This is a genomic window from Qipengyuania sphaerica (assembly GCF_019711595.1).
Lineage (GTDB): Bacteria > Pseudomonadota > Alphaproteobacteria > Sphingomonadales > Sphingomonadaceae > Qipengyuania > Qipengyuania sphaerica.
In genome coordinates this window covers 173,580-196,057 of record NZ_JAIGNR010000003.1, presented here as the reverse complement: position 1 = coordinate 196,057, position 22,478 = coordinate 173,580, and the positions used below count along the sequence as shown (strand labels likewise).

Annotated in this window: 23 protein-coding genes; 15 read left to right on the top strand and 8 right to left on the bottom strand. The window is 64.1% G+C overall.

Features of this window, described 5'->3' with window-relative positions; genetic code table 11:
- Position 1: 1 nt before the first annotated feature.
- From K3178_RS10765 to wecB, 6 genes are all read left to right on the top strand, one after another.
- The gene (locus K3178_RS10765) at positions 2-1,222 is read left to right on the top strand and encodes a murein hydrolase activator EnvC family protein (RefSeq protein WP_221571431.1); all 1,221 of its coding nucleotides are present in this window, start codon (positions 2-4) and stop codon (positions 1,220-1,222) included.
- A gap of 118 nt (positions 1,223-1,340) precedes the next feature.
- Positions 1,341-2,681 (top strand): S41 family peptidase, encoded by a 1,341-nt coding sequence (locus K3178_RS10760; protein WP_221571430.1) that lies wholly within the window; start codon positions 1,341-1,343, stop codon positions 2,679-2,681.
- Positions 2,682-2,700: 19 nt separating this feature from the next.
- Positions 2,701-3,180 (top strand): disulfide bond formation protein B, encoded by a 480-nt coding sequence (locus K3178_RS10755; protein WP_221571429.1) that lies wholly within the window; start codon positions 2,701-2,703, stop codon positions 3,178-3,180.
- Positions 3,177-3,704: a demethoxyubiquinone hydroxylase family protein gene (locus K3178_RS10750; protein WP_221571428.1), complete on the top strand. Its 528-nt coding sequence runs from the start codon at positions 3,177-3,179 to the stop codon at positions 3,702-3,704. Before K3178_RS10755 ends, K3178_RS10750 begins: the two co-directional genes overlap by 4 nt.
- 88 nt (positions 3,705-3,792) lie before the next feature.
- Complete coding sequence (locus tag K3178_RS10745) at positions 3,793-4,407, top strand: hypothetical protein (RefSeq protein WP_221571427.1); 615 nt, start codon at positions 3,793-3,795, stop codon at positions 4,405-4,407.
- Between the two features lie 55 nt (positions 4,408-4,462).
- On the top strand, positions 4,463-5,584 hold the full coding sequence (wecB, locus tag K3178_RS10740; protein WP_221571426.1) for a non-hydrolyzing UDP-N-acetylglucosamine 2-epimerase: 1,122 nt from the start codon (positions 4,463-4,465) through the stop codon (positions 5,582-5,584).
- A gap of 3 nt (positions 5,585-5,587) precedes the next feature.
- On the opposite strand, the gene K3178_RS10735 is transcribed toward wecB, so the two are convergent.
- Genes K3178_RS10735 through K3178_RS10720 form a run of 4 tightly spaced genes read right to left on the bottom strand, consistent with a single transcriptional unit; the run spans position 5,588 to position 9,426 of the window.
- Entirely contained in the window at positions 5,588-6,589 is a 1,002-nt protein-coding gene (locus tag K3178_RS10735) for a GDP-mannose 4,6-dehydratase (protein WP_221571425.1), read from the bottom strand.
- Positions 6,590-6,603: 14 nt separating this feature from the next.
- Positions 6,604-7,413 (bottom strand): enoyl-ACP reductase FabI, encoded by an 810-nt coding sequence (gene fabI / locus K3178_RS10730; RefSeq protein ID WP_221571424.1) that lies wholly within the window; start codon positions 7,411-7,413, stop codon positions 6,604-6,606.
- On the bottom strand, positions 7,410-8,480 hold the full coding sequence (locus K3178_RS10725) for a YihY/virulence factor BrkB family protein (protein ID WP_221571423.1): 1,071 nt from the start codon (positions 8,478-8,480) through the stop codon (positions 7,410-7,412). Before K3178_RS10725 ends, fabI begins: the two co-directional genes overlap by 4 nt.
- On the bottom strand, positions 8,434-9,426 hold the full coding sequence (locus tag K3178_RS10720) for a DnaJ C-terminal domain-containing protein (protein ID WP_221571422.1): 993 nt from the start codon (positions 9,424-9,426) through the stop codon (positions 8,434-8,436). Before K3178_RS10720 ends, K3178_RS10725 begins: the two co-directional genes overlap by 47 nt.
- Positions 9,427-9,632: 206 nt before the next feature.
- On the opposite strand from K3178_RS10720, the gene pdxH reads away from it, so the two are divergent.
- The 3 genes from pdxH to K3178_RS10705 are packed head-to-tail and all read left to right on the top strand — an operon-like array spanning position 9,633 to position 12,014.
- Complete coding sequence (gene pdxH, locus K3178_RS10715; protein ID WP_221571421.1) at positions 9,633-10,265, top strand: pyridoxamine 5'-phosphate oxidase; 633 nt, start codon at positions 9,633-9,635, stop codon at positions 10,263-10,265.
- A gap of 10 nt (positions 10,266-10,275) precedes the next feature.
- On the top strand, positions 10,276-11,211 hold the full coding sequence (locus K3178_RS10710; protein ID WP_345719894.1) for a cation diffusion facilitator family transporter: 936 nt from the start codon (positions 10,276-10,278) through the stop codon (positions 11,209-11,211).
- Between the two features lie 2 nt (positions 11,212-11,213).
- Complete coding sequence (locus K3178_RS10705; RefSeq protein ID WP_221571650.1) at positions 11,214-12,014, top strand: PhzF family phenazine biosynthesis protein; 801 nt, start codon at positions 11,214-11,216, stop codon at positions 12,012-12,014.
- Here K3178_RS10705 and K3178_RS10700 read toward each other — a convergent pair.
- On the bottom strand, positions 11,993-13,126 hold the full coding sequence (locus K3178_RS10700; RefSeq protein ID WP_221571420.1) for a serine hydrolase domain-containing protein: 1,134 nt from the start codon (positions 13,124-13,126) through the stop codon (positions 11,993-11,995). The genes K3178_RS10705 and K3178_RS10700 overlap by 22 nt on opposite strands.
- A 35-nt stretch (positions 13,127-13,161) precedes the next feature.
- Here K3178_RS10700 and K3178_RS10695 point away from each other — a divergent pair, with 35 nt between their 5' ends.
- On the top strand, positions 13,162-13,503 hold the full coding sequence (locus K3178_RS10695; RefSeq protein ID WP_221571419.1) for a hypothetical protein: 342 nt from the start codon (positions 13,162-13,164) through the stop codon (positions 13,501-13,503).
- On the opposite strand, the gene fcl is transcribed toward K3178_RS10695, so the two are convergent.
- The 3 genes from fcl to mnmA form a co-directional block, all read right to left on the bottom strand.
- A complete protein-coding gene (gene fcl, locus K3178_RS10690; RefSeq protein WP_345719893.1) occupies positions 13,500-14,435 on the bottom strand; it encodes a GDP-L-fucose synthase in 936 nt (311 codons plus the stop codon). The genes K3178_RS10695 and fcl overlap by 4 nt on opposite strands.
- The gene (gene gmd, locus K3178_RS10685) at positions 14,432-15,484 is read right to left on the bottom strand and encodes a GDP-mannose 4,6-dehydratase (protein WP_221571418.1); all 1,053 of its coding nucleotides are present in this window, start codon (positions 15,482-15,484) and stop codon (positions 14,432-14,434) included. The genes fcl and gmd overlap by 4 nt, the downstream gene beginning before the upstream one ends.
- A gap of 61 nt (positions 15,485-15,545) precedes the next feature.
- Positions 15,546-16,688 carry a tRNA 2-thiouridine(34) synthase MnmA gene (mnmA, locus tag K3178_RS10680; protein ID WP_221571417.1) on the bottom strand — a complete coding sequence of 381 codons (1,143 nt, stop codon included), beginning with the start codon at positions 16,686-16,688 and terminating at the stop codon, positions 15,546-15,548.
- 105 nt (positions 16,689-16,793) lie between these two features.
- Between mnmA and K3178_RS10675 the strand changes: the two genes are divergently transcribed.
- The 5 genes from K3178_RS10675 (at position 16,794) to K3178_RS10655 (ending at position 22,461) form a co-directional block, all read left to right on the top strand.
- Positions 16,794-17,087 (top strand): hypothetical protein, encoded by a 294-nt coding sequence (locus K3178_RS10675; protein WP_221571416.1) that lies wholly within the window; start codon positions 16,794-16,796, stop codon positions 17,085-17,087.
- Positions 17,088-17,387: a CtrA inhibitor SciP gene (sciP, locus tag K3178_RS10670; RefSeq protein ID WP_221571415.1), complete on the top strand. Its 300-nt coding sequence runs from the start codon at positions 17,088-17,090 to the stop codon at positions 17,385-17,387.
- 144 nt (positions 17,388-17,531) lie between these two features.
- On the top strand, positions 17,532-17,798 hold the full coding sequence (locus tag K3178_RS10665; RefSeq protein ID WP_221571414.1) for a GlsB/YeaQ/YmgE family stress response membrane protein: 267 nt from the start codon (positions 17,532-17,534) through the stop codon (positions 17,796-17,798).
- Between the two features lie 243 nt (positions 17,799-18,041).
- Positions 18,042-19,238, top strand: coding sequence for an efflux RND transporter periplasmic adaptor subunit (locus K3178_RS10660; RefSeq protein ID WP_221571413.1), 1,197 nt, complete (start codon positions 18,042-18,044; stop codon positions 19,236-19,238).
- A 4-nt stretch (positions 19,239-19,242) separates the two neighbouring features.
- Positions 19,243-22,461, top strand: a complete 3,219-nt coding sequence (locus K3178_RS10655) for an efflux RND transporter permease subunit (protein ID WP_221571412.1) — start codon at positions 19,243-19,245, stop codon at positions 22,459-22,461.
- Positions 22,462-22,478: the final 17 nt, after the last annotated feature.

The following is a 22,478-nucleotide window of genomic DNA, read 5'->3' as shown; positions in this document are numbered from 1 at the left end:
CATGAACCGCGCCGCCGCCATACTGCTTGCCGTCACCCTGGCAATTATCCTTGGTTTGCAGGGGTTTGCGCCGCTAACTGCGCAATCCGGCTCAAGCGCGCAGTCTCCGGCTGAGGCGCGCGAGGCGCTCTCGATTGCACGCGCCCAGCAGCGCAGCGCCCGCCAGCGCGCCGAACGGCTGGAACAGGAGGCCGAACGCGCGGAGGAGGCGGCAGGCAAGGCGCAGGTCGAAGCCGCCGCATTGGCGGCACGGGTCCAGCAAGCCGAAGCGAGCGTCGCCGCCGCCGAAGCCGAATTGTCGCTGATCGAGCGCGAGCGGCGCGAATTGTCGCGCGATCTGGCCAGGCGGCGTGCGCCTGTCGCCCGGTTAACTGCCGCGCTCGAGACGATGGCGCGCCGACCGCTGGCCCTCGCCGTCCTCCAGCCCGGTTCCTTGCGCGATGTCGTCCATACCCGCGCCGTGCTCGGCAGCACCATTCCCGTGGTCCGCCAGCGCACGGCCTCACTGCGCGGCGATCTTGATCGCGCGCGCGGCCTCGAGAGCGAGCGCAGCCAGCGCCTTGCCGAGCGCCGCGATGCGCAAGCGCGCCTCGACACGCAGCGCCGCGACACGCTCGCACTTGCCGAAAAGGAGCGTGTCCTTGCTGCGCGCGCCGCCGGCGGGGCAAGCCGCGAAGCCGAGCGCGCCGTCGTACTGGCGGAGGAGGCCCGCGATCTCGATACGCTGGTAAGCGGTTTCGAGCAGCGCCAGGCGATCCGCGCTCGCCTTTCCGCACTGGACGGACCCGTCGCGCGCCCCGCCGACCCGGCCTCGGCAAAAGTCCCCTCGCCGGGCCGCGGCAGGAACGCATCTGCGGCCCTGGGGACTTACGTCCTGCCCGTTGCCGGCAGTATTACTGCGGGTTTCGGGGAAAGCATGGAGGCCGGATCGCGTCGTCCCGGCATCGTGATCGCCCCGAGGCCCGGTGCGCTCGTCGTCGCTCCGGGAGCGGGCCGCGTCGCCTTTGCCGGCGCCTACGAAGGCTACGGCCGGATCGTCATCATCGAGCATGAAGGCGGTTACACCAGCCTCGTAACGGGGCTTGCGGAGATTGCCGTCACCACGGGGCAGGTCCTGCGTTCAGGCTCCCCCCTCGGCCGCGCCGAGAGGACCGGGCCCGAGATCGCGCTCGAACTGCGGCGCGGCGGGAAGCCGGTCAATCCGCTCGACAGCCTGCGTTGAACGGGCCGAAACGGGACATTCGCAGAAAAACGCTCGCAAGCCGGGCACTTTGCGGCTCATCTTCCATTCACAGCCGATGCGCGATAGACTTGCCCGATTGTCTGGAGATGTGATCACCATGAAATTCGCCGCCCTTGCCCGTTCGGCTGCCCTTGTCACCGCCGTGGCCCTCGTGCCCGCGACTACCGCGGGGCTGGCCCGTGTCGAAGCCAGTGCAGGGCCTGAATTCTCCAAGCTGTTCGCGGTCTACCAGCGGGTGAAGGCAAGCTATGTCGAGCCGGTCGAGGATGACGTGCTGATCAACGGCGCAATCTCGGGCATGCTCGCCGCGCTCGATCCGCATTCCGCCTATCTCGACGGCAGCGACCTCCAGCGCCTCGAAACCATGATTGACGGCAATTATTCGGGCCTCGGCCTCTCGGTCGTGGGCGAAGATGGCGCGGTCAAGATCATCTCTCCCTTCCGCGGCAGCCCGGCCGACAAGGCGGGCATCAAGGCAGGCGATTACATCACCCATCTCGACGGCGAACTGATCTACGGCCTCGAACTCGACGAAGCGGTCGCGCGCATGCGCGGCAAGGCCGGAACCTCGATCCGCCTCACAATCTTCCGTCCGGGTGCCGAAGAGCCGATGGAAGTCGACGTCATCCGCGGCGTGATCGAACTCGAACCGGTCACCTGGGAACTGCAGGACGGCAATATCGGCCACATCATGGTCAACGAGTTCTCGCGCGATGTCGGCGCAGACGTGTTTGCAGCGTGGAAGGACCTGCAATCGCAGTCGACCGGCCGCCTCAACGGGCTCGTGCTCGATTTGCGCAGCAATCCGGGCGGTTCGCTCGACGAGGCTGTCGCCCTGTCCGACCTCTTCCTCACCAAGGGGCAGATCGTTTCGCAGCGTGGCCGCGCCCGCGGCGAATCGATCACCTATGACGCGGAAACGGTCTTCCGCGGCGATATCGCCGAAGGCCTGCCGATCGTGGTGCTGATCGATGCCGGGTCTGCCTCGGCCAGCGAAATAGTTGCCGGCGCACTGCAGGACCATCGCCGTGCAGTCGTCATGGGCCAGCGCAGCTTCGGCAAGGGCAGCGTCCAGTCGCTCCTGCCGCTGGGCCGCGATGCTGCTCTCAAGCTGACCACGGCGCGCTATTACACGCCCTCGGGCCACTCGGTGCAGGAAGGCGGCATCAAGCCCGACATCAAGGTCCCGCAGCTGTCCGATCCGGACCTGGCCAAGCGCACCAAGTTCACCATGCGCGAAAGCGACTTGCGCGGCCACCTGATCAACGAGCTCGGCATCAAGGACGAGGACATGGAGAGCGACACTCGCGAGGATCCGCGCTTCCAGCTGACTGCCGAAGAACTCGAAGCGCGGGGTATCGAGGACTTCCAGCTACACTATGCGGTCGAGACGCTGCGCCGGACCACGCCGAGCGCCGTTGCCAGCCGCAAGAAGTGACGCTAGCGCTGCGCGCGCAATGACCGATACTCCGCATTTGCGACTGGCCCAGCGCGTCGCGCTGATCGTGCCCGCAGCCTTGCTGGTGGGCGCCTATATCTCGCAATACGGCTTCGACCTCTATCCGTGCGAAATGTGCTGGTGGCAGCGCTGGCCGCATTTCGCCGCAGTCGCGCTGGCACTCCTTGCTTTCCTCACTCCGCCGAAGAAGCTGTGGGTCGCGCTCGCAGCAGGAGGAATCCTGACTTCGGGCCTGATCGGCGGCTTCCATGCCGGAGTCGAATACGGCTGGTGGGAAGGGATCACTTCCTGCGCCGCCATTCCGCACACGGGCGAGGGGCAAAGCGCGCTCGATGCGATCATGGAAGCTCCCGTAGTTCGCTGCGACGAGGCTCCCTGGTCGCTGCTGGGGATCAGCCTCGCCGGGTTCAACTTCCTGATTTCGGTTGCGGCGAGCCTGTTCGTGTTCAACCAGCTGCGCAAGGATGGTGCCGCATGACGAAAACGCCAGACCATATCGCCCGGATGATTCGCGTCGACCAGGCGGGTGAATTCGGCGCGACACGCATTTACGCGGGCCAGCTTGCCGTGATGGGCGACCGCGGCCCCGATTCGGCTGAAATTGCGGGCATGGCGGAACAGGAAGCGGGGCACCGTGCGAAATTCGATGCGCTGATGGCGCGGCGCGGCGTGCGGCCGACCGCGCTCCAGCCCTTCTGGGACAAGGCCGGGTTCGCAGTTGGCGCGGCAACCGCACTGATCGGTCCGGAAGCCGCCATGGCCTGCACCGCTGCGGTCGAAACCGAGATCGACAAGCATTATTCGAAGCAGCTCGACAAGCTGGAGGCGACCAACGAAGATCCCGAGCTCGCCGCCATGATCGAGGAGTTCCGCGAAGACGAACGCGAACACCGCGATGCCGCGCTGGCCGCAGGTGCCGAGCGCGCGCCCGCCTATCCGCTGCTTTCCGGCCTCATCCGCCTCGGCTGCAAGGCCGCAATAAAGATTTCGGAGCGTATCTGACGGGAACGCGCACCCCCCTTCGCTCGCTTCATAAGCAATTCATCCGGCCGAGCGCCTAATCGCCGCCGTTCCAACCGAGAGGCTCACAATGACCCGCTATCTTATCGCCACCGCAGCCATCGGCCTTGCAGCATCGGCCGTACCGCTCGCCGCGCAAACCCAGGTCGATACGGGCGATGAAAGCTACAACATGGTCATCGTCTATGGCGACGACGAATGCCCGACGAGTGACGATGGCACGATCATCGTCTGCGCAAGGCAGGCCGAGAGCGAACGCTATCGCATCCCCGAATCGCTCCGTTTCACCGACGGCCCCCAGGCCGAAGCCTGGGTCAACCGCGTGGAGCGCCTCGAAATGGTCGGCGCTTTCGGCATCATGTCGTGCTCGCCCGCGGGCGCAGGCGGGGTGACCGGCTGTACCCAGGAAATGATCCGCAACGCCTATGCCGACAAGGAAAACTCCACCGATGTGCGGTTCAGCGACGTGATCGCTGCGCAGCGTGCCGAGCGCCTGTCGACGATCGATGAGGATGCCGAGCGCACGCAGGCCGAAGTCGAGATGATCGAGGCCGAGTACAATGCGCGGCTCGAAGCCGAGCGCAACCAGCCGCTCCCCGGCGAAGAGGATGCGCTCCCCGATCCGGTGGCCGATCCGGAGTCTGATCCCGATGCCGAAGTGGTTACGGGCGATCCGGATTCCTGAGCCGCGAGGCTGAATTTATCCTTGTCTCCCAGCGCTTTGCTATTAGGCAGGGCGCATGGGGGTCACGCGCATTCTGACGGTCTTCGGCACGCGTCCCGAAGCGATCAAGCTGTTTCCGGTCATCCACGCGCTCGAAGCCGATCCGCGCTTCGAGAACCTCACCTGCGTTTCGGCTCAGCATCGCGAGATGCTCGACCAGGTCCTGTCGCTAGCGGGGATTGAGCCGCAGCACGATCTCGACCTGATGATTGCCGGACAGACGCTCGACGCGCTCACCGCGCGTGCATTGGTGGCGATCGGCCAGGTGCTCGACGCGGAAAAGCCCCATTGGGTGGTCGTCCAGGGCGATACGACGACGGCCATGGCTGCAGGCCTCGCCGCCTATTACCGCCGGATCCCTGTCTGCCATGTCGAAGCCGGCCTCAGGAGCGGCGATATCCATCACCCCTGGCCCGAAGAAGTGAACCGCCGCGTGATCGGGATCTTCGCGCAGCTGCACTGCGCGCCCACGCAGGCGAGCGCGGATGCGCTGCTGGGGGAGAATGTCGATCCCGGTTCCGTGCATGTCACGGGCAATACGGTGATCGATGCGCTGCAATGGGTGACACGGCGGATCGAGGAAGAACCGGGGCTGGCTTCGGGCCTTGCCGAGCTCGAACGGCGATTTGCGGGCAAGCGCATCATCGGCCTGACCTGCCACAGGCGCGAGAATTTCGGCGAGGGCATGCGAGATATCGCCACTGCGGTTAAACGTATCGCCTCACGGGATGATGTTGCGGTTATTTTCCCCATGCACATGAACCCTCAGGTCCGCGCGGTGATGGAGGCGCAGCTGAAGGACCTCGACAATGTCGCGTTGGTCGAACCGCTCGACTATCCGAATTTCGCGCGGCTGCTTTCCATCAGCACACTCCTGTTAACCGACAGCGGCGGAGTGCAGGAAGAGGCGCCCGCGCTAGGCAAGCCGGTGCTGGTGATGCGCCAAACCACCGAGCGGCCCGAAGGCGTGGAGGCGGGCACGGCGAGGCTCGTCGGCACCAATGCCGAGGCCATCTTGCGCGAAACCGAGCGCCTGCTCGACGATCCGGACGCCTATGCCGACATGGCCCGCGCACATAATCCCTTCGGCGACGGGAAAGCCGCACAGCGGATTTGCGACTTGCTGGCTACCGCCTAGCGGTCAGAGTCCGTGGTACTCCCGGTACCACTCGACGAATCGCGGGATGCCCTGTTCGATGGTGGTCGTCGGCTGGTAACCGATGTCGCGCTGGATCGCGTCGATATCGGCATAAGTCTTTTCGACATCGCCCGGCTGCATCGGGAGCAGCTCGACCTCGGCCTTCTTCCCGCACGCCTCTTCGATCAACTCGATCACACGGGTCAGCTTCTCGCTGCGGTGGTTGCCGATATTGTAGAGCGCATGCGGTTTCACGCTGCCGCCCGCCTTTTCTTCCCCGTTGTCGGCAGGCGGGCTGTCTAGGCAGGCGACGACACCGTTCACGATATCGTCGATGAAGGTGAAATCGCGCCACATCTCGCCTTGGTTGAAGACCTTGATCGGGCGGCCGGCGAGGATTGCCTCGGTGAACAGCCAGAGCGCCATGTCGGGGCGCCCCCATGGACCGTAGACGGTGAAGAACCTGAGGCCGGTGAGCGGGATGCGGTAGAGGTGGGCATAGGTCTCGCTCATCAGCTCGTCCGCGCGCTTGGTCGCGGCATAGAGCGAGACGGGGTGGTCGACGCGGTCCTCTACCGCAAAGGGCAGCTTGTCGTTGCCGCCATAGACGCTCGACGAGCTGGCATAGACCATATGTGCAGTACCGCGCGCGCGGGCGACTTCGAGAAGGTTCAGATGCCCCATCAGGTTCGCCTGTGCATAGGCATGCGGATTTTCGAGGCTGTAGCGCACGCCTGCCTGCGCGCCGAGGTGGATGATGCTGTCGAAATGCTCGCCTTCGAGCGCGGCGGAAAGCGCGTCCCAGTCGGAAAAGTCGACCCGCTTGAAAACGAAGCGCCCGGCTGCGCCCTCGCGCACATGGGCGATGCGGTCTTCCTTCAGCGAGACTTGGTAATAGTTGTCGAGGCTGTCGATGCCGAGCACCTCGTCACCGCGCGAGCACAGGCGCTCCGCCACGGCCGCGCCGATGAAGCCCGCCGCCCCGGTAACAAGCACTCGTGCCATTTCAGCCCCTCAGGTCAGCCCTTGTCGAGCGCGATGTCGGGCGCGTCTTCCTGCTTCATGCCTACAACATGGTAGCCCGCATCGACATGATGCGTTTCGCCGGTCACGCCCGATGATAAGTCGGAGAGGAAATAGAGCCCCGAGCCGCCGACATCCTCGATGGTAACGTTGCGGCGCAGCGGCGAATTGTATTCGTTCCACTTGAGGATGTAGCGGAAATCGCCGATCCCGCTGGCAGCCAGCGTCTTGATCGGGCCGGCGCTGATGGCATTCACGCGGATGCCTTCGGGGCCGAGGTCGTTGGCAAGGTACTGAACCGACGTTTCCAGCGCCGCCTTGGCCACGCCCATCACGTTGTAATGCGGGATGACCTTTTCCGCGCCGTAATAGGTGAGCGTCAGGATGCTGCCGCCATTGGGCATCATGTCGCGCGCGCGCTTCGCCACTGCGACCAGCGAATAGGCCGAGATATTCATCGTCATCAGGAAGTTGTCGAGGCTGGTGTCGACATATTGCCCGCGCAGTTCGCTCTTGTCCGAAAAGCCGATCGCGTGGACCACGAAATCGATCGTGTCCCAGCGCTCTTTCAGCGTGCCGAAGGCGCTGTCGAGCGCTTCCATGTTGGAAACGTCGCATTCGAACACGAAATCGCTGCCCAGCTGCTCGGCCAGCGGCGCCACGCGCTTCTTCAGCGCCTCGCCCTGATAGGAGAACGCCATTTCGGCGCCCTGCTCGTGCAGCTGTTTCGCAATGCCCCAGGCCAGCGACTTGTCGTTGGCGAGCCCCATGATCAGGCCACGCTTGCCCTTCATCAGACCGGTCATTCCTCGCATCCTTCCTGCTCGACGAGCATTTCCTTTTCCAGCTGCGCCCTACGACCCTCGTCTTCTTCCTCGGCCAGTTCCTCTTCGGGAGTCACGGCCAGCGCAGCGTTGAGTTCCGCGCCGATAACGACCCCTAGCCCGACAAGCCAGAAAAAGAACAGCGCGATCATCACGCCGGCAAGCCCGCCATAAGTGAGGTCATAGGTGAAGAAATTGCTCAGCACCGCCGGCATGATGGTGGTAACGGCGATCCACCAGATGGTCGTGGCAAGCACGCCGGGCCATTTGGGATAGCGCCGCCGCCGGTATTTGGACGGGGTCAGCGTATAGAAGATGAGGTAGAGCGAACCGAACAGGCCGAAGGCCGGCACGATGCGCGTCAGGCGTAAATCCGCCACCCGGTCGATCAGTTCGGGGAAATAGGCCTCGATCACTTCCTGCGCCGTACCGATGACGAATTGCGCCATCAGGCTGAGCATGAGCAGGAACACCGCGCCGAGAATCACGCCGGTAGAAAAGAGGCGGTACTTCCAGAAAGCCTTGGTCGCCTCGGTGCCATAGGCACGGCGCAGTATGTCGCGGATCGTTTCGACGAGGCTGCCGACAGTCCACAAGGCGATGAAAGCGCCCGCCCACAGCAGCCACCCGTTGCGCGCCTGGATGACGTCGCGCGCGACCGGCTCGATGACATTGCCGACGACGGGGGGCAGCGCGAACAACACCGCGTTGATGGTCGCAGCGCGCTCGCTTTCCTCGCCGATGGCGGAAAAGATCGCCGCGCCGAGAATGAAGAAGGGGAAGATCGCCAGCATGGCGAGATAGGCGAGGTTGCCGGCGTGGATGAAGCCGTCGTTGTACGTGCCGACCAGCGTGCGCTTTGCCACGTCCCATGCGCGGGTGCCGGGGCCGACATGCTCCTTGAGCCGTCCGCGCAGGTGGCTCGCTTCCTTCCTGCGCGCCTCCGGGGACAGCGAATGGACTTCGCGTTCCTTGGCTGGCGGGAGATCGGCTTCGGACAGGTTACACCTGGAGCTTGCTGCGCGGGTCGCTCTCGTCCTTCCACCCATCGAGCCGCTTGGCAAGTTCGCCAAGGTCTTGCGGAAGCTGGATTTCGAGCGTGACCAGCTGATCCCCCCGGCTGCCGTCCTTCTTCGTGAAGCCCTTGCCCTTGAGGCGCAGCACGGTGCCGCCGCTGGTCCCTGCCTTGATCGTCATCATCACCGGACCGTCGACCGTGGGCACGCGGACCTTGCCGCCGTTTACCGCCTCGTCGAGCGTGATCGGCAGGTCGAAGCGGACGTCGAACCCGTCGCGCTGGTAGAGCTTGTGCCTGTCGATCCTGATCGTGATGATCCCGTCGCCCGCACCGCCCGGGCCCTGTTCGCCCTTGCCCTTGAGGCGCATCTGCGTGCCGTCCTCGACGCCCTTGGGCAGCTTGAGGTCGATGGTCTTGCCATCGGCGAGCGTAATGCGCTGCTCGGCGAGCGTTGCCGCCTCGACCATCGAGATGCGCAAGGTATAGGTGATGTCGGCGCCCTTGGGGGGCGGGGCGCGCCTGCCGCCGAAGGGGTCTGCACCGGGGCGGGCCCCGCCGCGCCCGCCGCCACGACCGCCGCCGAACAGACCCTCGAAGATATCGCCGAGATCGACCTGTTCGTTGCCGAAGCCCTGGAAGTCTTCCGCCCGGAAACCGCGCTGGCCGCCAGCTCCGGCGCCGCGGAACCCACCGCCACCGAAGCCGCCGCCCCCAAATCCTCCTCCTGCAAAGGGATTGGTCGGATTGCCTTCCATGTCGATCTCACCGCGGTCGAACTGCGCGCGCTTGTCCTTGTCCGACAGCAGGTCATAGGCCTTGGTCACGTCGGAGAACCTCTCCGCCGCCTTGGGATTGTCTTTGTTGCGGTCGGGATGCAGTTCCTTCGCAAGCTTGCGATAGGCGCTCTTGATGTCCTTCTCGGACGCGGAGCGCTGGACGCCAAGAGTGGAATAGGGATCGGATGCGTTTGTAGCCATTGGGCGTATTAGCTAGGTGCAACACTGGAAACGTGCAAGCGTGCAGGCTTTCCTACAATCGCGCGTATCGTTAGGGGACAGGTCATGTGCAGCCTCAATCCCTCGAAACACGCGGAAGTTCCGGTCTTTGCGGGCGAACTGCGCGGGCAGGGTTTTTTCTTTCTGGACCGTGTCCCACGTGTTCCAAGCTGTAGGAGTGCCTTTCCGTGACAGATGCGAGCCAGGCGCAAAGTGCAATTCCGGTCACCGACCCCTTCACGCTTTTCGAAACGTGGTTCGCAGAGGCGAAGGATGCCGAACCCAATGACCCCAATGCCATGGCGCTGGCGACGGCGACGCCTGACGGGCGGCCCTCGGTTCGCATGGTGCTTCTGAAGGGGCACGGTTCGCAATGGGGCGAGGGCGGTGGCTTTGTCTTCTATACCAATGCCCAGAGCCGCAAGGGCGAGGAAATCCGCGCCAACATGCAGGCCTCGCTGCTGTTCCACTGGAAGAGCCTGCGCCGCCAGATACGGATCGAGGGGACACTGGAAGAGGTTTCGTCCGACCAGGCCGACAGTTACTTCCACTCGCGCAATCGCAATTCGCAGATCGGTTCGGCAGCAAGCGACCAATCCCGGCCCCTTCCCGACCGGCAGGTCTATCTCGACCGCGTGGCGGCTCTGGACGAGCGTTTTCCCGAAGGCGACATCCCGCGCCCGCCGCACTGGACCGGCTTCCTGCTGACCCCGCACACGATCGAGTTCTGGCGCGACCGCGAGTTCCGCCTGCACGACCGGCGCCAGTTCACGCGCTCCGGCCCGAAGGAGGCGTGGTCGAACACGTTGCTCTATCCGTGAAGGTTTGGCCGTGACCGATAACCGCGATTGGCTCGCCCGTTCGGCGGCCATGGCCTCGATCACGGTCGCGGTCATCCTCGTTGCGCTGAAGAGCTGGGCGAGCTGGAAGACCGGTTCGACCGCCATGCTTGGCAGCCTTGCCGATAGCGCGCTCGACCTCATCGCCAGCATCGCCACGCTGACCGGCGTATGGATCGCCTCCATGCCGGCGGACGAGGACCACCGCTTCGGCCACGGCAAGGCAGAGGCGCTGGCGGCGATCTTCCAGGTCATGCTGATCGCGCTATCGGCCTTCGGCATCGCGGTGCGCGCGATCAGCCAGCTTGCCGAAGGCGGGCAGACTTCGGCGGCCCAGGAGGGCATTGCGGTCTCGCTGATTGCCATCGCCCTGACCTTCGCGCTGCTTGGCTGGCAGCGTTACGTGATGAACCGGACGCGCAGCCTCGCGATCCAGACCGACCATTTGCACTACAAGTCGGACCTGTTGCTCAACCTCGCGGTGATTGCGGCATTGGTACTCGACCAGTTTCTGGGCTTCGGAAAGGCCGACCCGCTGTTCGGTCTCGCCATCGCCGCATGGCTCGGCTGGGGCGCATTTAACGCCGCGCGCGAAGCGGTGGACGATTTGATGGACCGTGAATGGCCCGAGGAAAAACGGCTCGCTTTCGTCGAGGCGGCCGCAAACCATCCGGAACTTTCGAATCTGCACGATTTGCGCACGCGCACTGCGGGCAATCGCGATTTCGTCCAGTTCCATGTCGATCTGCCCGGCGAAATGACCGTCGAGGAAGCGCACGATATCATTGAACGCGTGGAAGAAGACCTGTGTCGCCGCTTCCCGGGGATGGAGCTACTCATCCATATCGATCCCGAAGGCCATGTGGACGAGCCCGACAATCCGCTGGTCGAGGAAGACGAGTTCGCCAAGCTGGAGGGCGACAAGTGAGTTTGAAGCTGCCCTATACCCATGTCGATGCCTTCGCCGCGCGGCCCTTCACCGGCAACCAGGCGGCGGTGATGCCGCTCGACAGCTGGCTCCCTGATGAAACGCTGCTGGCGATCGCGGAAGAGAACAAGTTTGCCGAGACGGCCTATCTGATCAAGGACGAGAGCGGCGAGGCCGACTGGGAATTGCGCTGGTTCACGCCTGCCGAGGAAGTGCGCCTGTGCGGCCATGCCACGCTGGCGAGCGGGCATGTCATCCTGGAGCGCGATGGCGGCGATGCGGTGACGTTCCGCACGCGCAACGCAGGCATACTGGAAGTGCGCCGCAGCGAAGCGGGATACGAGCTTGCCCTGCCGCTGATCGAGACCGCACCCGACGCATGGGATGAAGCGGTGGCTCTGCTGGGCGGAAAGCCGAAGGAAGTCTGGCTGAGCCCGGATCGCTACGGAATCTACTATTTCGGCACGGCAGACGAGGTGCTCGACCTCGATCCTGACTTGAGGGGCCTCAGGGCGCTCGGGAACGATCAGTTCATTTGCACCGCCTACGGCAAGGATACCGATGTGATCAGCCGCGTCTTCGTGCCCGGTGGCGGGGTGGACGAGGACAGTTTCACCGGCTCTGCCCATGCCTGCCTCACCCACTTCTGGACCGAAAAACTGGGGCGCGAAAGCTTCAGCGCCTACCAGGCTTCGCAGCGGGGGGGCTATGCGCAATGCCGCCGCGATGGCGACAAGGCGATCCTCGGCGGCCAGTGCGTGACCGTGATCGAAGGGAGCTTCTACCTGCCCTCGGACGGGTAAAGCTCGACCACATCGGCCAATTGCTGGAGCATGGCGATCCGCTCCTCGCGGTTCGAATGGCCGAGGCGGACAATCGTGAGCCCCTGTTCGGGCGAGACGAAGACATACTGCCCCATGTGCCCGATCATCGAGAAGGCCGAATGCGGAGCGCGGTCCGGGAAGAGCGGGTGCTCGGCTTCCCCGGTCGGCCGGTTGAGCCAGGTCTGGAGCCCGTATTGCGGGGATTTGGGGCTGGGCTTGACCATCTCGGCCACCCAGCTGCGCGGCACCAGCTGTTCGCCGCGGTACGAGCCCTTGTTGCGCAGCAGCTCGCCCAGCTTCGCCCAGTCGCGCGCCGTGGCATGCATCAGGCTGCCGCCGATCAGTGTGCCCGCGCGGTCGAATTCGGGGACCATCGAGGTGGCGCCCAGCGGATCGAAAAGGCGGGCGTGGAGATAGTCCGAAACCGCGCGGCGGCGCGCCTCGGGCTGGTCGCTGTCGGCAAGCACGCGCGCGGCGATATCGGCGAGGATGACGGTGGTGGCGGAGGAGTAGACGAACTTCTCGCCGGCCTCGGCCTCGGGCGGCTTGGCGGTGGCATAATCCGCCATGTCGTCGCGCCCGTCGAGGAAGAGCATGCGCGTCATATCCGCGTCGGGCAGCGGATCGACCATCTCGGTATGCTCGAGACCGGAGCGCATCTGCAGGAGGTGTCGCAGGGTAATGTCGGCGCGCGGGTCGCCGCTGCGCTGCCAGCGCGGGACGGGGGCAGGCTGGTCGAGCCGGAGGAGGCCGTCGCCGACAAGCTGGCCGATCATGATCGCGGTGACCGTCTTGGCCATCGACCAGCTGATGAGGCGCGTGTCCTTGTCGTAGCCTTCGGCATAGCGCTCTGCGGCGATCTTGCCGTCCTTCATCACGATCAGCGCGCGCGTCTCGCCAAGCCCTTCCATGCGGAACAGATCGTCCACTTCGCGCGCCAGCGCCTTGCTCGGCGCGCCCGCATCGCTGGTCACCGATGCGAGCGCTTCCTCGCTCAGCGGCGGCTCTTCGGCAGGACCGGGCGAGCCGCATGAGACAAGGCTTGTCGTTGCGAGGGCAAGGGCGATAAGGGAGTGCGACCGGTGAAACATCACCGTGTCACTCGCATGAGGATTCAGGTCGCGCAATGGCGAAAAAACGCTCTCTCTTCACCAGCTGGTGGCTGTGGCTCGCCGTGCTGGCCCTCGCCGGTCTCGCAGCGGCATGGCTGGCCTATGGCGAGGGGCTGAGACGTACGGGGGAGGCAGCTACGGCCTATGGCGCACGGGTGGCCTGCTCGTGCCGCTATGTAGCCGGACGCAGCCTCGAGGATTGTGCGAAGGACAAGCTCGAAGGCATGGAGCTGGTGTCGTTCAGCGACGACGACCAGGCCAGGAGTGTCACTGCCTCTATCCCCTTCATCGCGTCGGATACGGCGCGTTATCGCGAGGGCTACGGCTGCGTGCTGAAAAAGTGGGAATACGGCTAGGCCGCTTCTTCGAGGAAGGCGCGATAGGCTTTGCGCAGTCCCTCTTCCAAACCGATCGACGGCTTCCAGCCCATCGCCGACAGGCGCGATGAATCCATCAGCTTGCGCGGCGTCCCGTCGGGCTTGGAAGTGTCGCATTCGATCCGGCCCTCGAAGCCGACCACCCGCGCGACGAGATGCGCAAGGTCGATGATCGCGATGTCCTCGCCGAAGCCGACGTTGACGTGGCTCTCGTCCGAGTAGTTCTGGAGCAGGAACACGCAGGCATCGGCGAGGTCGTCGACATGGAGGAATTCGCGCTTCGGCGTGCCGCTGCCCCAGATCTCCACCGCGTCCTTGCCCGCCAGCTTCGCCTCGTGGAAGCGCCGGATCATGCCGGGAATGACATGGCTGCCTTCCGGATCGTAATTGTCGCCCGGGCCATAAAGGTTGGTCGGCATGGCCGAGATGTAATCGCAGCCATATTGCCTGCGGTAGGCGCTCGCGAGCTTGAGACCGGCGATCTTGGCGATGGCATAGGCCTCGTTGGTCGGCTCGAGCGCGCCGGTCAGCAAGGCGTCTTCGGTAATCGGCTGCTCGGCAAACTTGGGATATATGCAGGACGAGCCCAAGAACAGGAGCTTGCCGACCCCGTGCTGGCGCGCCGCTTGGATCACCGTCGTGGCGATGGCGAGATTGTCGTAAAGAAACTCGCCCGGACGCTCCGCATTGGCCATGATCCCGCCAACGCGCGCCGCTGCCAGCAGGACGGCGTCAGGCTGATGTCCGGCAAACCATTCGCGCACCGCGCCCTGGTCGCGCAGATCGACCGAGCGATCGGCGGTGAGGATTTCACAGTCTTCGCGCCCCAGCCGCCGGACCAGCGCCTTGCCCACCATGCCGCGCTGCCCCGCGACATAGATGCGCTTGCCGGTTAGCTCATAGGCACTCACTTCTTGCGGGCGCGGAACTTGGCGAGATCGCTCTCGTACATCTCGCGCGCCAGCTCGCGGACCGGCGTTTCCGCCTCCCAGCCGAGCTTCTTTTTCGCCTTCGACGCATCGCCGAGCAGGTAATCGACCTCGGTCGGGCGGAAATAGCGCGGGTCGATCTCGACGAGGCAGCGACCGGTGGCCTTGTCGTAACCTTTCTCGTCCTCGCCTTCGCCGCGCCATTCGAGTTCGAAACCGGCATGTTTGAAAACCCACTGCGTGAACTCGCGCACGCTGATCGTGACGCCCGTGGCGAGCACGTAATCGTCGGGCACGTCCTGCTGCAGCATCATCCACATTCCGCGCGCATATTCGCGCGCATGGCCCCAGTCGCGCTCGGCATCGAGATTGCCGAGGTAGAGCTTGTCTTCCATCCCGAGATGGATCTGCGCCGCCGCACGCGTGATCTTGCGCGTCACGAAAGTTTCGCCGCGGACCGGGCTTTCATGGTTGAACATGATCCCGCAATTGGCGTGCATGTTGTACGCCTCGCGGTAGTTCACCGTGATCCAGTGCGCATAGAGCTTGGCCACTGCATAGGGGCTGCGGGGGTAGAAGGGCGTCTTTTCGGTCTGCGGAGTTTCCTGCACCATGCCGAACATTTCGCTGGTAGATGCCTGGAAATAACGCGTGTGGCCTTCGAGCTTCAGGATGCGCATTGCCTCGAGCAGGCGAAGTGCGCCCAGTGCGTCGGCATTGGCGGTGTATTCGGGGGTCTCGAAGCTCACCTGCACATGGCTCTGCGCGGCGAGATTGTAGATCTCGTGCGGCTGGACTTCCTGCACCACGCGGATGACGTTGGTTGCGTCGGTCACGTCGCCGAAATGGAGGAACATGTGCTGCGATTGCACATGCGGGTCCTCGTAAATGTCCTCGATCCGGCCGGTGTTGAAGGATGACGAACGGCGCTTGAGGCCATGGACTTCGTAGCCCTTCTCCAGCAGCAACCGCGCGAGATAGGACCCGTCCTGTCCCGTTACCCCGGTAATCAAAGCCCGTTTCGCGCCCAAAGATTCTATCTCCTGTTTCCCGCATCACTAGTAAGGTAAACGGGCCTTAGGCAAGCGCGCCTTACGTAGTGGAGTCGATCCATCCACCGCCGACAACGCGCTCCCCGGCATAAATGACTGCCGCCTGGCCCGGCGCGACGCCGAATTCGGGCGTTTCGAAACGGATCGTGGCGGGGGAATTGTCGCCGAGCGGACCTTCGAGAGCGATCGGGACCGGCTTGGCGAGACTGCGCACCTTTGCGGTCAGCGGTACATCGGGCAGCGGGCCTATCCGGTTGGTCTCGATCAGGTGCGCTTCGGTCACTGCGAGCAGGCGCTTGGGCCCGACCTTCACCTGCGCATTTTCGGCATCGATGCCCACGACGTAGAGCGGTTCGGGCTGGCCGCCGATCTCCAATCCGCGGCGCTGGCCGACGGTGTAGTGGATCACGCCCTTGTGCTTGCCGAGCTCCTCACCTGTCGAAGCATGGACGATCGCACCGGCCCGGGCGCCTTCGGGACGCATCTTCTTGACGATCTTGGCATAATCGCCGTCGGGCACGAAGCAGATGTCCTGGCTGTCGGGCTTGGCGGCATTGCGCAGGCCGGCGGCTTCGGCCAGCTCTCGCACTTCGCTCTTGGGCAGGCCCCCCAATGGGAAACGCAGGTAATCGAGCTGCGCTTCGGTGGTGGCGTAGAGGAAATAGGACTGGTCGCGCGCGGGATCGGTCGCGCGGTGCAGTTCGGGGCCTGCCGGACCCATCACGCGCTGGACGTAGTGACCGGTGGCAAGGCAATCCGCCCCAAGCTCGCGCGCCATGGCGAAGAGGTCGGTGAACTTCGGGCCCATGTTACAGCGGATGCAGGGGACAGGCGTGCGCCCGGACAGATATTCGTCGGCGAAAGTCTCGACTACCTCTTCGCGGAACGCGCTTTCGTGGTCGGAGACATAATGCGCGATACCAAGCCGGTCGGCCACAGCGCGCGCATCGGCGATATCGTCGCCGGCGCAGCAGGCACCCTTGCGGCCGGTGGCGGCGCCGTAATCGTAGAGCTGCAGCGTGATGCCGATAACCTCGGCCCCGCTTTTCGCGGCGAGGGCAGCCACTACCGACGAATCCACGCCGCCCGACATCGCTACCACGATGCGGGCCTGCGACGCGGGCTTGCCAAGGTCGAACAGTCCGGCGGCGCTCGCCGGGTCGAGGAGACGGGATTCGGGCATGGCGCGCCCCTTACACTTCCTTGCCGCCATCCTCCAGCATTTACCGATTTCCGCCGGAAAACATGATTCACATCCTCTTTACCATACGCCCTTATGAGGGGAGGAATGTTTGAGGGGCAATTCAACAAGAAGAGCTTGGAGCAGGCGCGCGAAAGCACGGGTTTGCACCAGTTTCGCTGGACCGAGCTTGTGGCCAAGCTGTCGGCGACTCGCGAACTGCGCGAGGAGCTGGCGCGGGCAGAGGGCGGCGGCTTCGATGCCTTTGGCGAAATCCGCCGCGAAAACGACGACGAAAGTAAACGGCCCGTTAACCACAATGGTTTAACGCATGGCAAAGACGAGGCGCTAGGTCGGGGACGAGCCGCAACTGGTGCGGTGCAAGGCGACCGAGAGAAATAGATGATCGAAAATCAGGACATCCGCCCTGCACAGGTAATCGGCCCGCTTGGCGAGCCGCTGACCCTTGAGGACTTGCCGTCGCCCTCGACGAAACGTTGGGTCGTGCGCCGGAAGGCCGAGGTCGTGGCTGCCGTAAATGGCGGCCTGCTGACGATCGACGAAGTGCTCGACCGTTACACGCTTACGCTGGAGGAATTCGCTTCCTGGCAGCGCGCGGTCGATCGCTCGGGCATGCAGGGCCTGCGCGTCACGCGTATCCAGCACTATCGCGACCTCTACGAGCGCCAGTTCAAATATTGATTCGGCACCCGGTTTCCGCGTCTCGCGGGAACCAAAACTCTCTGAATCCGCTCCGTAATTGCCCCTGCACCCGGGGGAACCGTCTTTTGTGCCGCCCGTTTGGGGTGCACAGGGTCGGATGGGAGTGAAACAGGAGAGATCAACATGGGTTGGATTATCGCAATTATCGTCGGCGGCGTCGCCGGCTGGCTCGCAAGCCTCGTCATGAACCGCGACGCTTCGATGGGCATTTTCTGGAATATCATCGTCGGCATCATCGGCGCGCTTCTCGGCAATTTCCTCGCCGGCGCCCTGCTGGGCATCGAAGGCTCGATCCAGAGCTTCAACCTGACCGGCTTCATCATCGCGATCGTCGGCGCCATCGTGCTGCTCGGTATCGCGAACCTCGTGCAGCGTGGCCGCGTGCGGTAACGTTTCGGGGAATTGACCAACTCGAGAGGGCGGCGAGGCTTCGGCTTCGCCGCCTTTTTCGTACGCCCGGTGCACAGGCGGCACAGGTCCCCGACATTCGTCCGCCTCGATACCACTCCCGTCGAGCGAAACATTGCCCCTGCAGTAACCAGCTACTACTAGGAAAGCCGCAGACTTGCGCATTGTGATTTAGGCGAGTAACACACCAGCCTAAGGCAAGACGCTGCCAGACGGGGCCAGCACATGACGTATGAATCGGAAATTCGGGCGGACGGGGACGAAACGGTGGAGGTGATGCTCGACAGCGAAGCAACTGCCGAAGAGTACCGCAAGAGCCGGCGCAAGCGTATCATCGTCATCGCCCTGCTCGGACTGCTCGCGGCGATTGTCGCAGGTTACCTGTTCATGGGCGGCGAGGAAGAAGCCGGACCGCCGCCTTCACAGCTGCAGACCGTCACTGTCGTTGCCCCCGGCCGCACGACCGTCGAGGGTGAAATCACGGCAACCGGCACTCTTGCTGCGCGGCGTTCGATGCCTGTCGGCGTGGTCGGTGAAGGCGGACGTGTGGTCTCGGTCCCGGTCGATGCTGGCAGCTGGGTTCGCCAGGGCCAGGTGCTCGCGGTAATCGATCGCTCGGTCCAGACCCAGCAGGCTCAGAGCGCGGCAGCGCAGATCCAGGTGGCGCGCGCCGATGCCGAACTTGCCCAGTCCAATCTCGACCGTGCCTTGCAACTGGTCGAACGCGGCTTCGTGTCCAAGGCCGATGTGGACCGCCTCACTGCGACCCGCGATGCTGCCAACGCCCGTGTTCGCGTGGCCCAGGCACAGCTGCGCGAGCTCCAGGCCCGCAATGCCCGCCTCAACATCGTCGCGCCTTCGGCAGGTCTCGTGCTCGAACGCAATGTCGAGCCCGGTCAGACGGTGAGCGGCGGATCCATGCCGCTGTTCACGATCGCCAAGGGCGGCGAGATGGAAATGCTCGCGCAGCTCGGCGAAACCGAACTCGCCAGCATGAAGGCAGGCGCGAGCGCCGAAGTGATCCCGGTCGGCCAGGACAAGAGCTTCACCGGACAGGTCTGGCAGGTTGCGCCTACGATAGACAACCAGACTCGGCAGGGCACGGCACGCATCGCCCTGTCCTACGATCCCGCGCTGCGTCCCGGCGGCTTCGCTTCCGCCACCATCAGCTCCGGCACCGTCGTCGCCCCGGTCCTGCCCGAGAGCGCCATCATGGACGATGACGGACAGCCCTATGTCTATATCGTCGGAGCCGACAACAAGGTGTCGCGGCGCGACATCGAGACGGGCATCATCAGCGACGGCGGGCTAACGGTTCTCGAAGGCCTGACCGGCAACGAACGCGTCGTCCTGCGGGCGGGCGGATTCCTGCGCGAAGGGCAGGAAGTCGAACCCAAGCTCCAGAAGGCCGCGGGGAAATAAGTCGATGAATTTCCGCTATCTGTCGGCCTGGTCGATCCGCAACCCGGTAGTCCCGCTCGTCCTCTTCGTCGCCCTGACGCTGGCGGGCATGATCAGCTTTCTGCGCATGGAAGTGCAGAACGATCCCGACCTCGACTTCCCCGCGCTCATCATCTCGATCTCGCAGCCTGGTGCCGCGCCGACCGAAATCGACACGCAAATCACCGAAAAGGTCGAATCCGCGATTGCCTCGATGGAGGGTCTCGAGACGATCAGCAGCACGGTGAGCGAAGGCAATTCGCGAACCTTCGTGTCTTTCGAATTCGGGTACGACGTGAACGACCTCGTCAGCGAGGCCAAGTCTAATATCGACCAGATCCGCGGCGACCTGCCCGACGGCATCATCGAACCGCGCGTTTACAAGGTGCGCGCGGGTAACGACAGTTTCGCCAGCTATGCCGTGATCTCCGACGACATGACGATGGAACAGTTGAGCTGGTTCGTCGACGACACGGTGTCGAAGCGCCTGCTCGCGGTTCCCGGCATGGCAAGCGCATCGCGCGGCGGCGGGGTATCGCGCGAAATTCGCGTCATCCTCGATCCTGCACGCATGCAATCGCTCGGCGTGACCGCTTCGCAGGTCAACTCGGTGCTGCGCCAGAACAACCTCAACGCCGGCGGCGGACAGGCGGAGATCGCGGGGTCGCGTCAGTCGGTACGCGTCGTCGGCAATGCGGAAACAGCATACGAACTCGGGCAGCGCAGGATCGCGCTCGGCGGCGGGCGTTCAATCAAGCTGGCCGATATTGCCGAGGTCAAGGACGGCCAGAGCGAGATCACGACCATCTCCAAGGTCAACGGCCAGCCTGTCGTGACCATTTCGCTGGCGCGCGCGCGCGGCGAATCCGACGTGACGGTCTACGACGAATCGCAGATCGTCATGCAGCAGATCGAGGCCGAATATCCGGGCGTGAAATTCGTCGAGCTGTTCAACATCGTCCAGTACACCAAGGGGCAGTACAACTCCTCGATCGAAGCGCTGATCGAAGGCGCGATCCTCGCCGTCGTCGTGGTTTTCTTCTTCCTGCGCGACTGGCGCGCGACATTCATTTCCGCAGTTGCCATCCCGCTGTCTGCCATCCCGACCTTCTTCGTACTCCACTACATGGGCTACACGCTCAACCAGATGAGCCTGCTCGCGCTGGGCCTCGTGGCCGGCGTGCTGGTCGACGATGCGATCGTGGAGATCGAAAATATCGTGCGCCACATGCGCATGGGCAAGACCGCCTTCCAGGCCTCGATCGACGCGGCCGACGAGATCGGCCTCGCGGTTGCGGCAACGTCATTTTCCATCGTGGCGGTCTTCCTGCCGGTTGCCTTGCTGCCCGGTGTCGCCGGACAATATTTCGAGAATTTCGGCATCACGGTCGTCGTCTCGGTGTTGATGAGCCTTGCCGTCGCGCGAATGATTACCCCGATGCTCGCGGCCTATTTCCTCAAGCCGCACGGCGTGGAGGATCATGCCAACGGGCCGTGGATCCAGAGATATGCGCGCGTCCTCGAATGGACCCTTGATCGCGACAAGGCGCGCGAGATCAAGGCCGCCAAGATCGCCCGCAAGGGGCGGATCGGCTTCTTCGGGAAACTGGGCGCGCACCTTCGCGGGGATCACCGCGCCTGGGTCATGGGGGCAGGGCTTCTATCCTTCATCCTGACGATCATCCTTTTCGCCACGACTCCGGCCCAGTTCTTCCCGGATGCGGACTTCGATTTTGCCGATGTCAGGATGTCGATGGTGCCGGGCACGACGCTCGAACAGACCGAAGAACGCGCCGAACAGGCGCTTGCGATCATCGACGACCAGCCCGAGGTCGAGAATGTCCTGGCGTCGATCTGGGAGGGCGGGGCGAGTTTCTTCATCACCTATCGCGACGACCGCGAACGGACGAGCGCCGAAATCGAGCGCGACGTGTCCCCGCTCCTGCGGCAGGTGCCGGACGCACGTCTCAATTTCCGCAATATGCAGGGCGATGGCGGCGGCGGCGGTTCGGGCCGGGCGATCAACGTCATGCTGTCGGGTAGCGACCCAGACTTGCTCAAGACCACAGCGGAAACCCTTGTCGAGCAGATGGGCGGCATCAGGGAAGTCCAGGGTGCTCGGCTCGAGGCGGATCTCCAGCGGCCCGAACTCATTATCGAACCGCGTGCCGACCTTGCGGCCTCGCTGGGTGTGACAACCGCATCGCTCAGCCAGGCAATCCGTATCGCCACTATCGGCGAGATCGACCAGAATGCGGCGCGTTTCTCGCTGTCGGACCGTCAGATCCCGATCCGCGTCATGTTGCCGGAGGAATCGCGCGACCGGATCGCTACCATCCGCAACCTGCCGGTGCCCACTGCAACCGGCGGCTCGGTTCCGCTGGAGCGGGTTGCAGATATCCGCTTCGGCGCCGGACCCACGACGATCCAGCGCGAAGACCGCCAGCGCCGTGTCTTCGTCAGCGCCGACCTGTCGCCCGGTGCGGCGGAAGGCGTGGCAAAGCAGAAGATCAACGAGCTCCCGATCATGCAGAACCTGCCGATCGGCGTATCGAATGCGCCCAGCGGACAGGATCGCTGGCTGGCCGAGTTCTTCGTCGATTTCCAGATCGCGCTGGTCGCCGGGATCCTGCTGGTCTTCGCCGTCCTGGTCCTGCTTTATCGCCGCCTCATGTCGCCGCTGGTCAACATGGGCTCGCTCCTGCTCGCACCGCTCGGGGCGATCCTCGCGGTGCAGCTCGCCAACATCGTTATGCCCTCGGGAATGGCGCTGTCGTTGCCCGTCTTCATCGGTATCCTGCTGCTGTTCGGCATCGTGGCGAAGAACTCGATCCTGCTGGTCGATTTCGCGATCGAGGCGATGGATCACGGCAAGCGCAAATACGACGCGATCATGGAGGCTGGCCAGAAGCGTGCCCAGCCGATCGTGATGACGACCGTCGCCATGACTGCCGGCATGGTTCCGACTGCAATGTCGCTTTCGGCGGACGGCGCGTGGCGCCAGCCGATGGGCGTGGCAGTGATCGGGGGCCTGATCGTCTCGACATTCCTGACACTGCTGATCGTACCGGCCGGCTTCAGCCTTGCCGACGGTATCGAGAAGCGCGCCGGACCATGGCTGCGCGATCGCCTCCTCTCCTATCGTCCGGGAATGGACGATGGATCGATCCGCGGGCGCAAACCCGGGATCGAACCGGCGGAGTAAACGTCGCCTAGAGTATG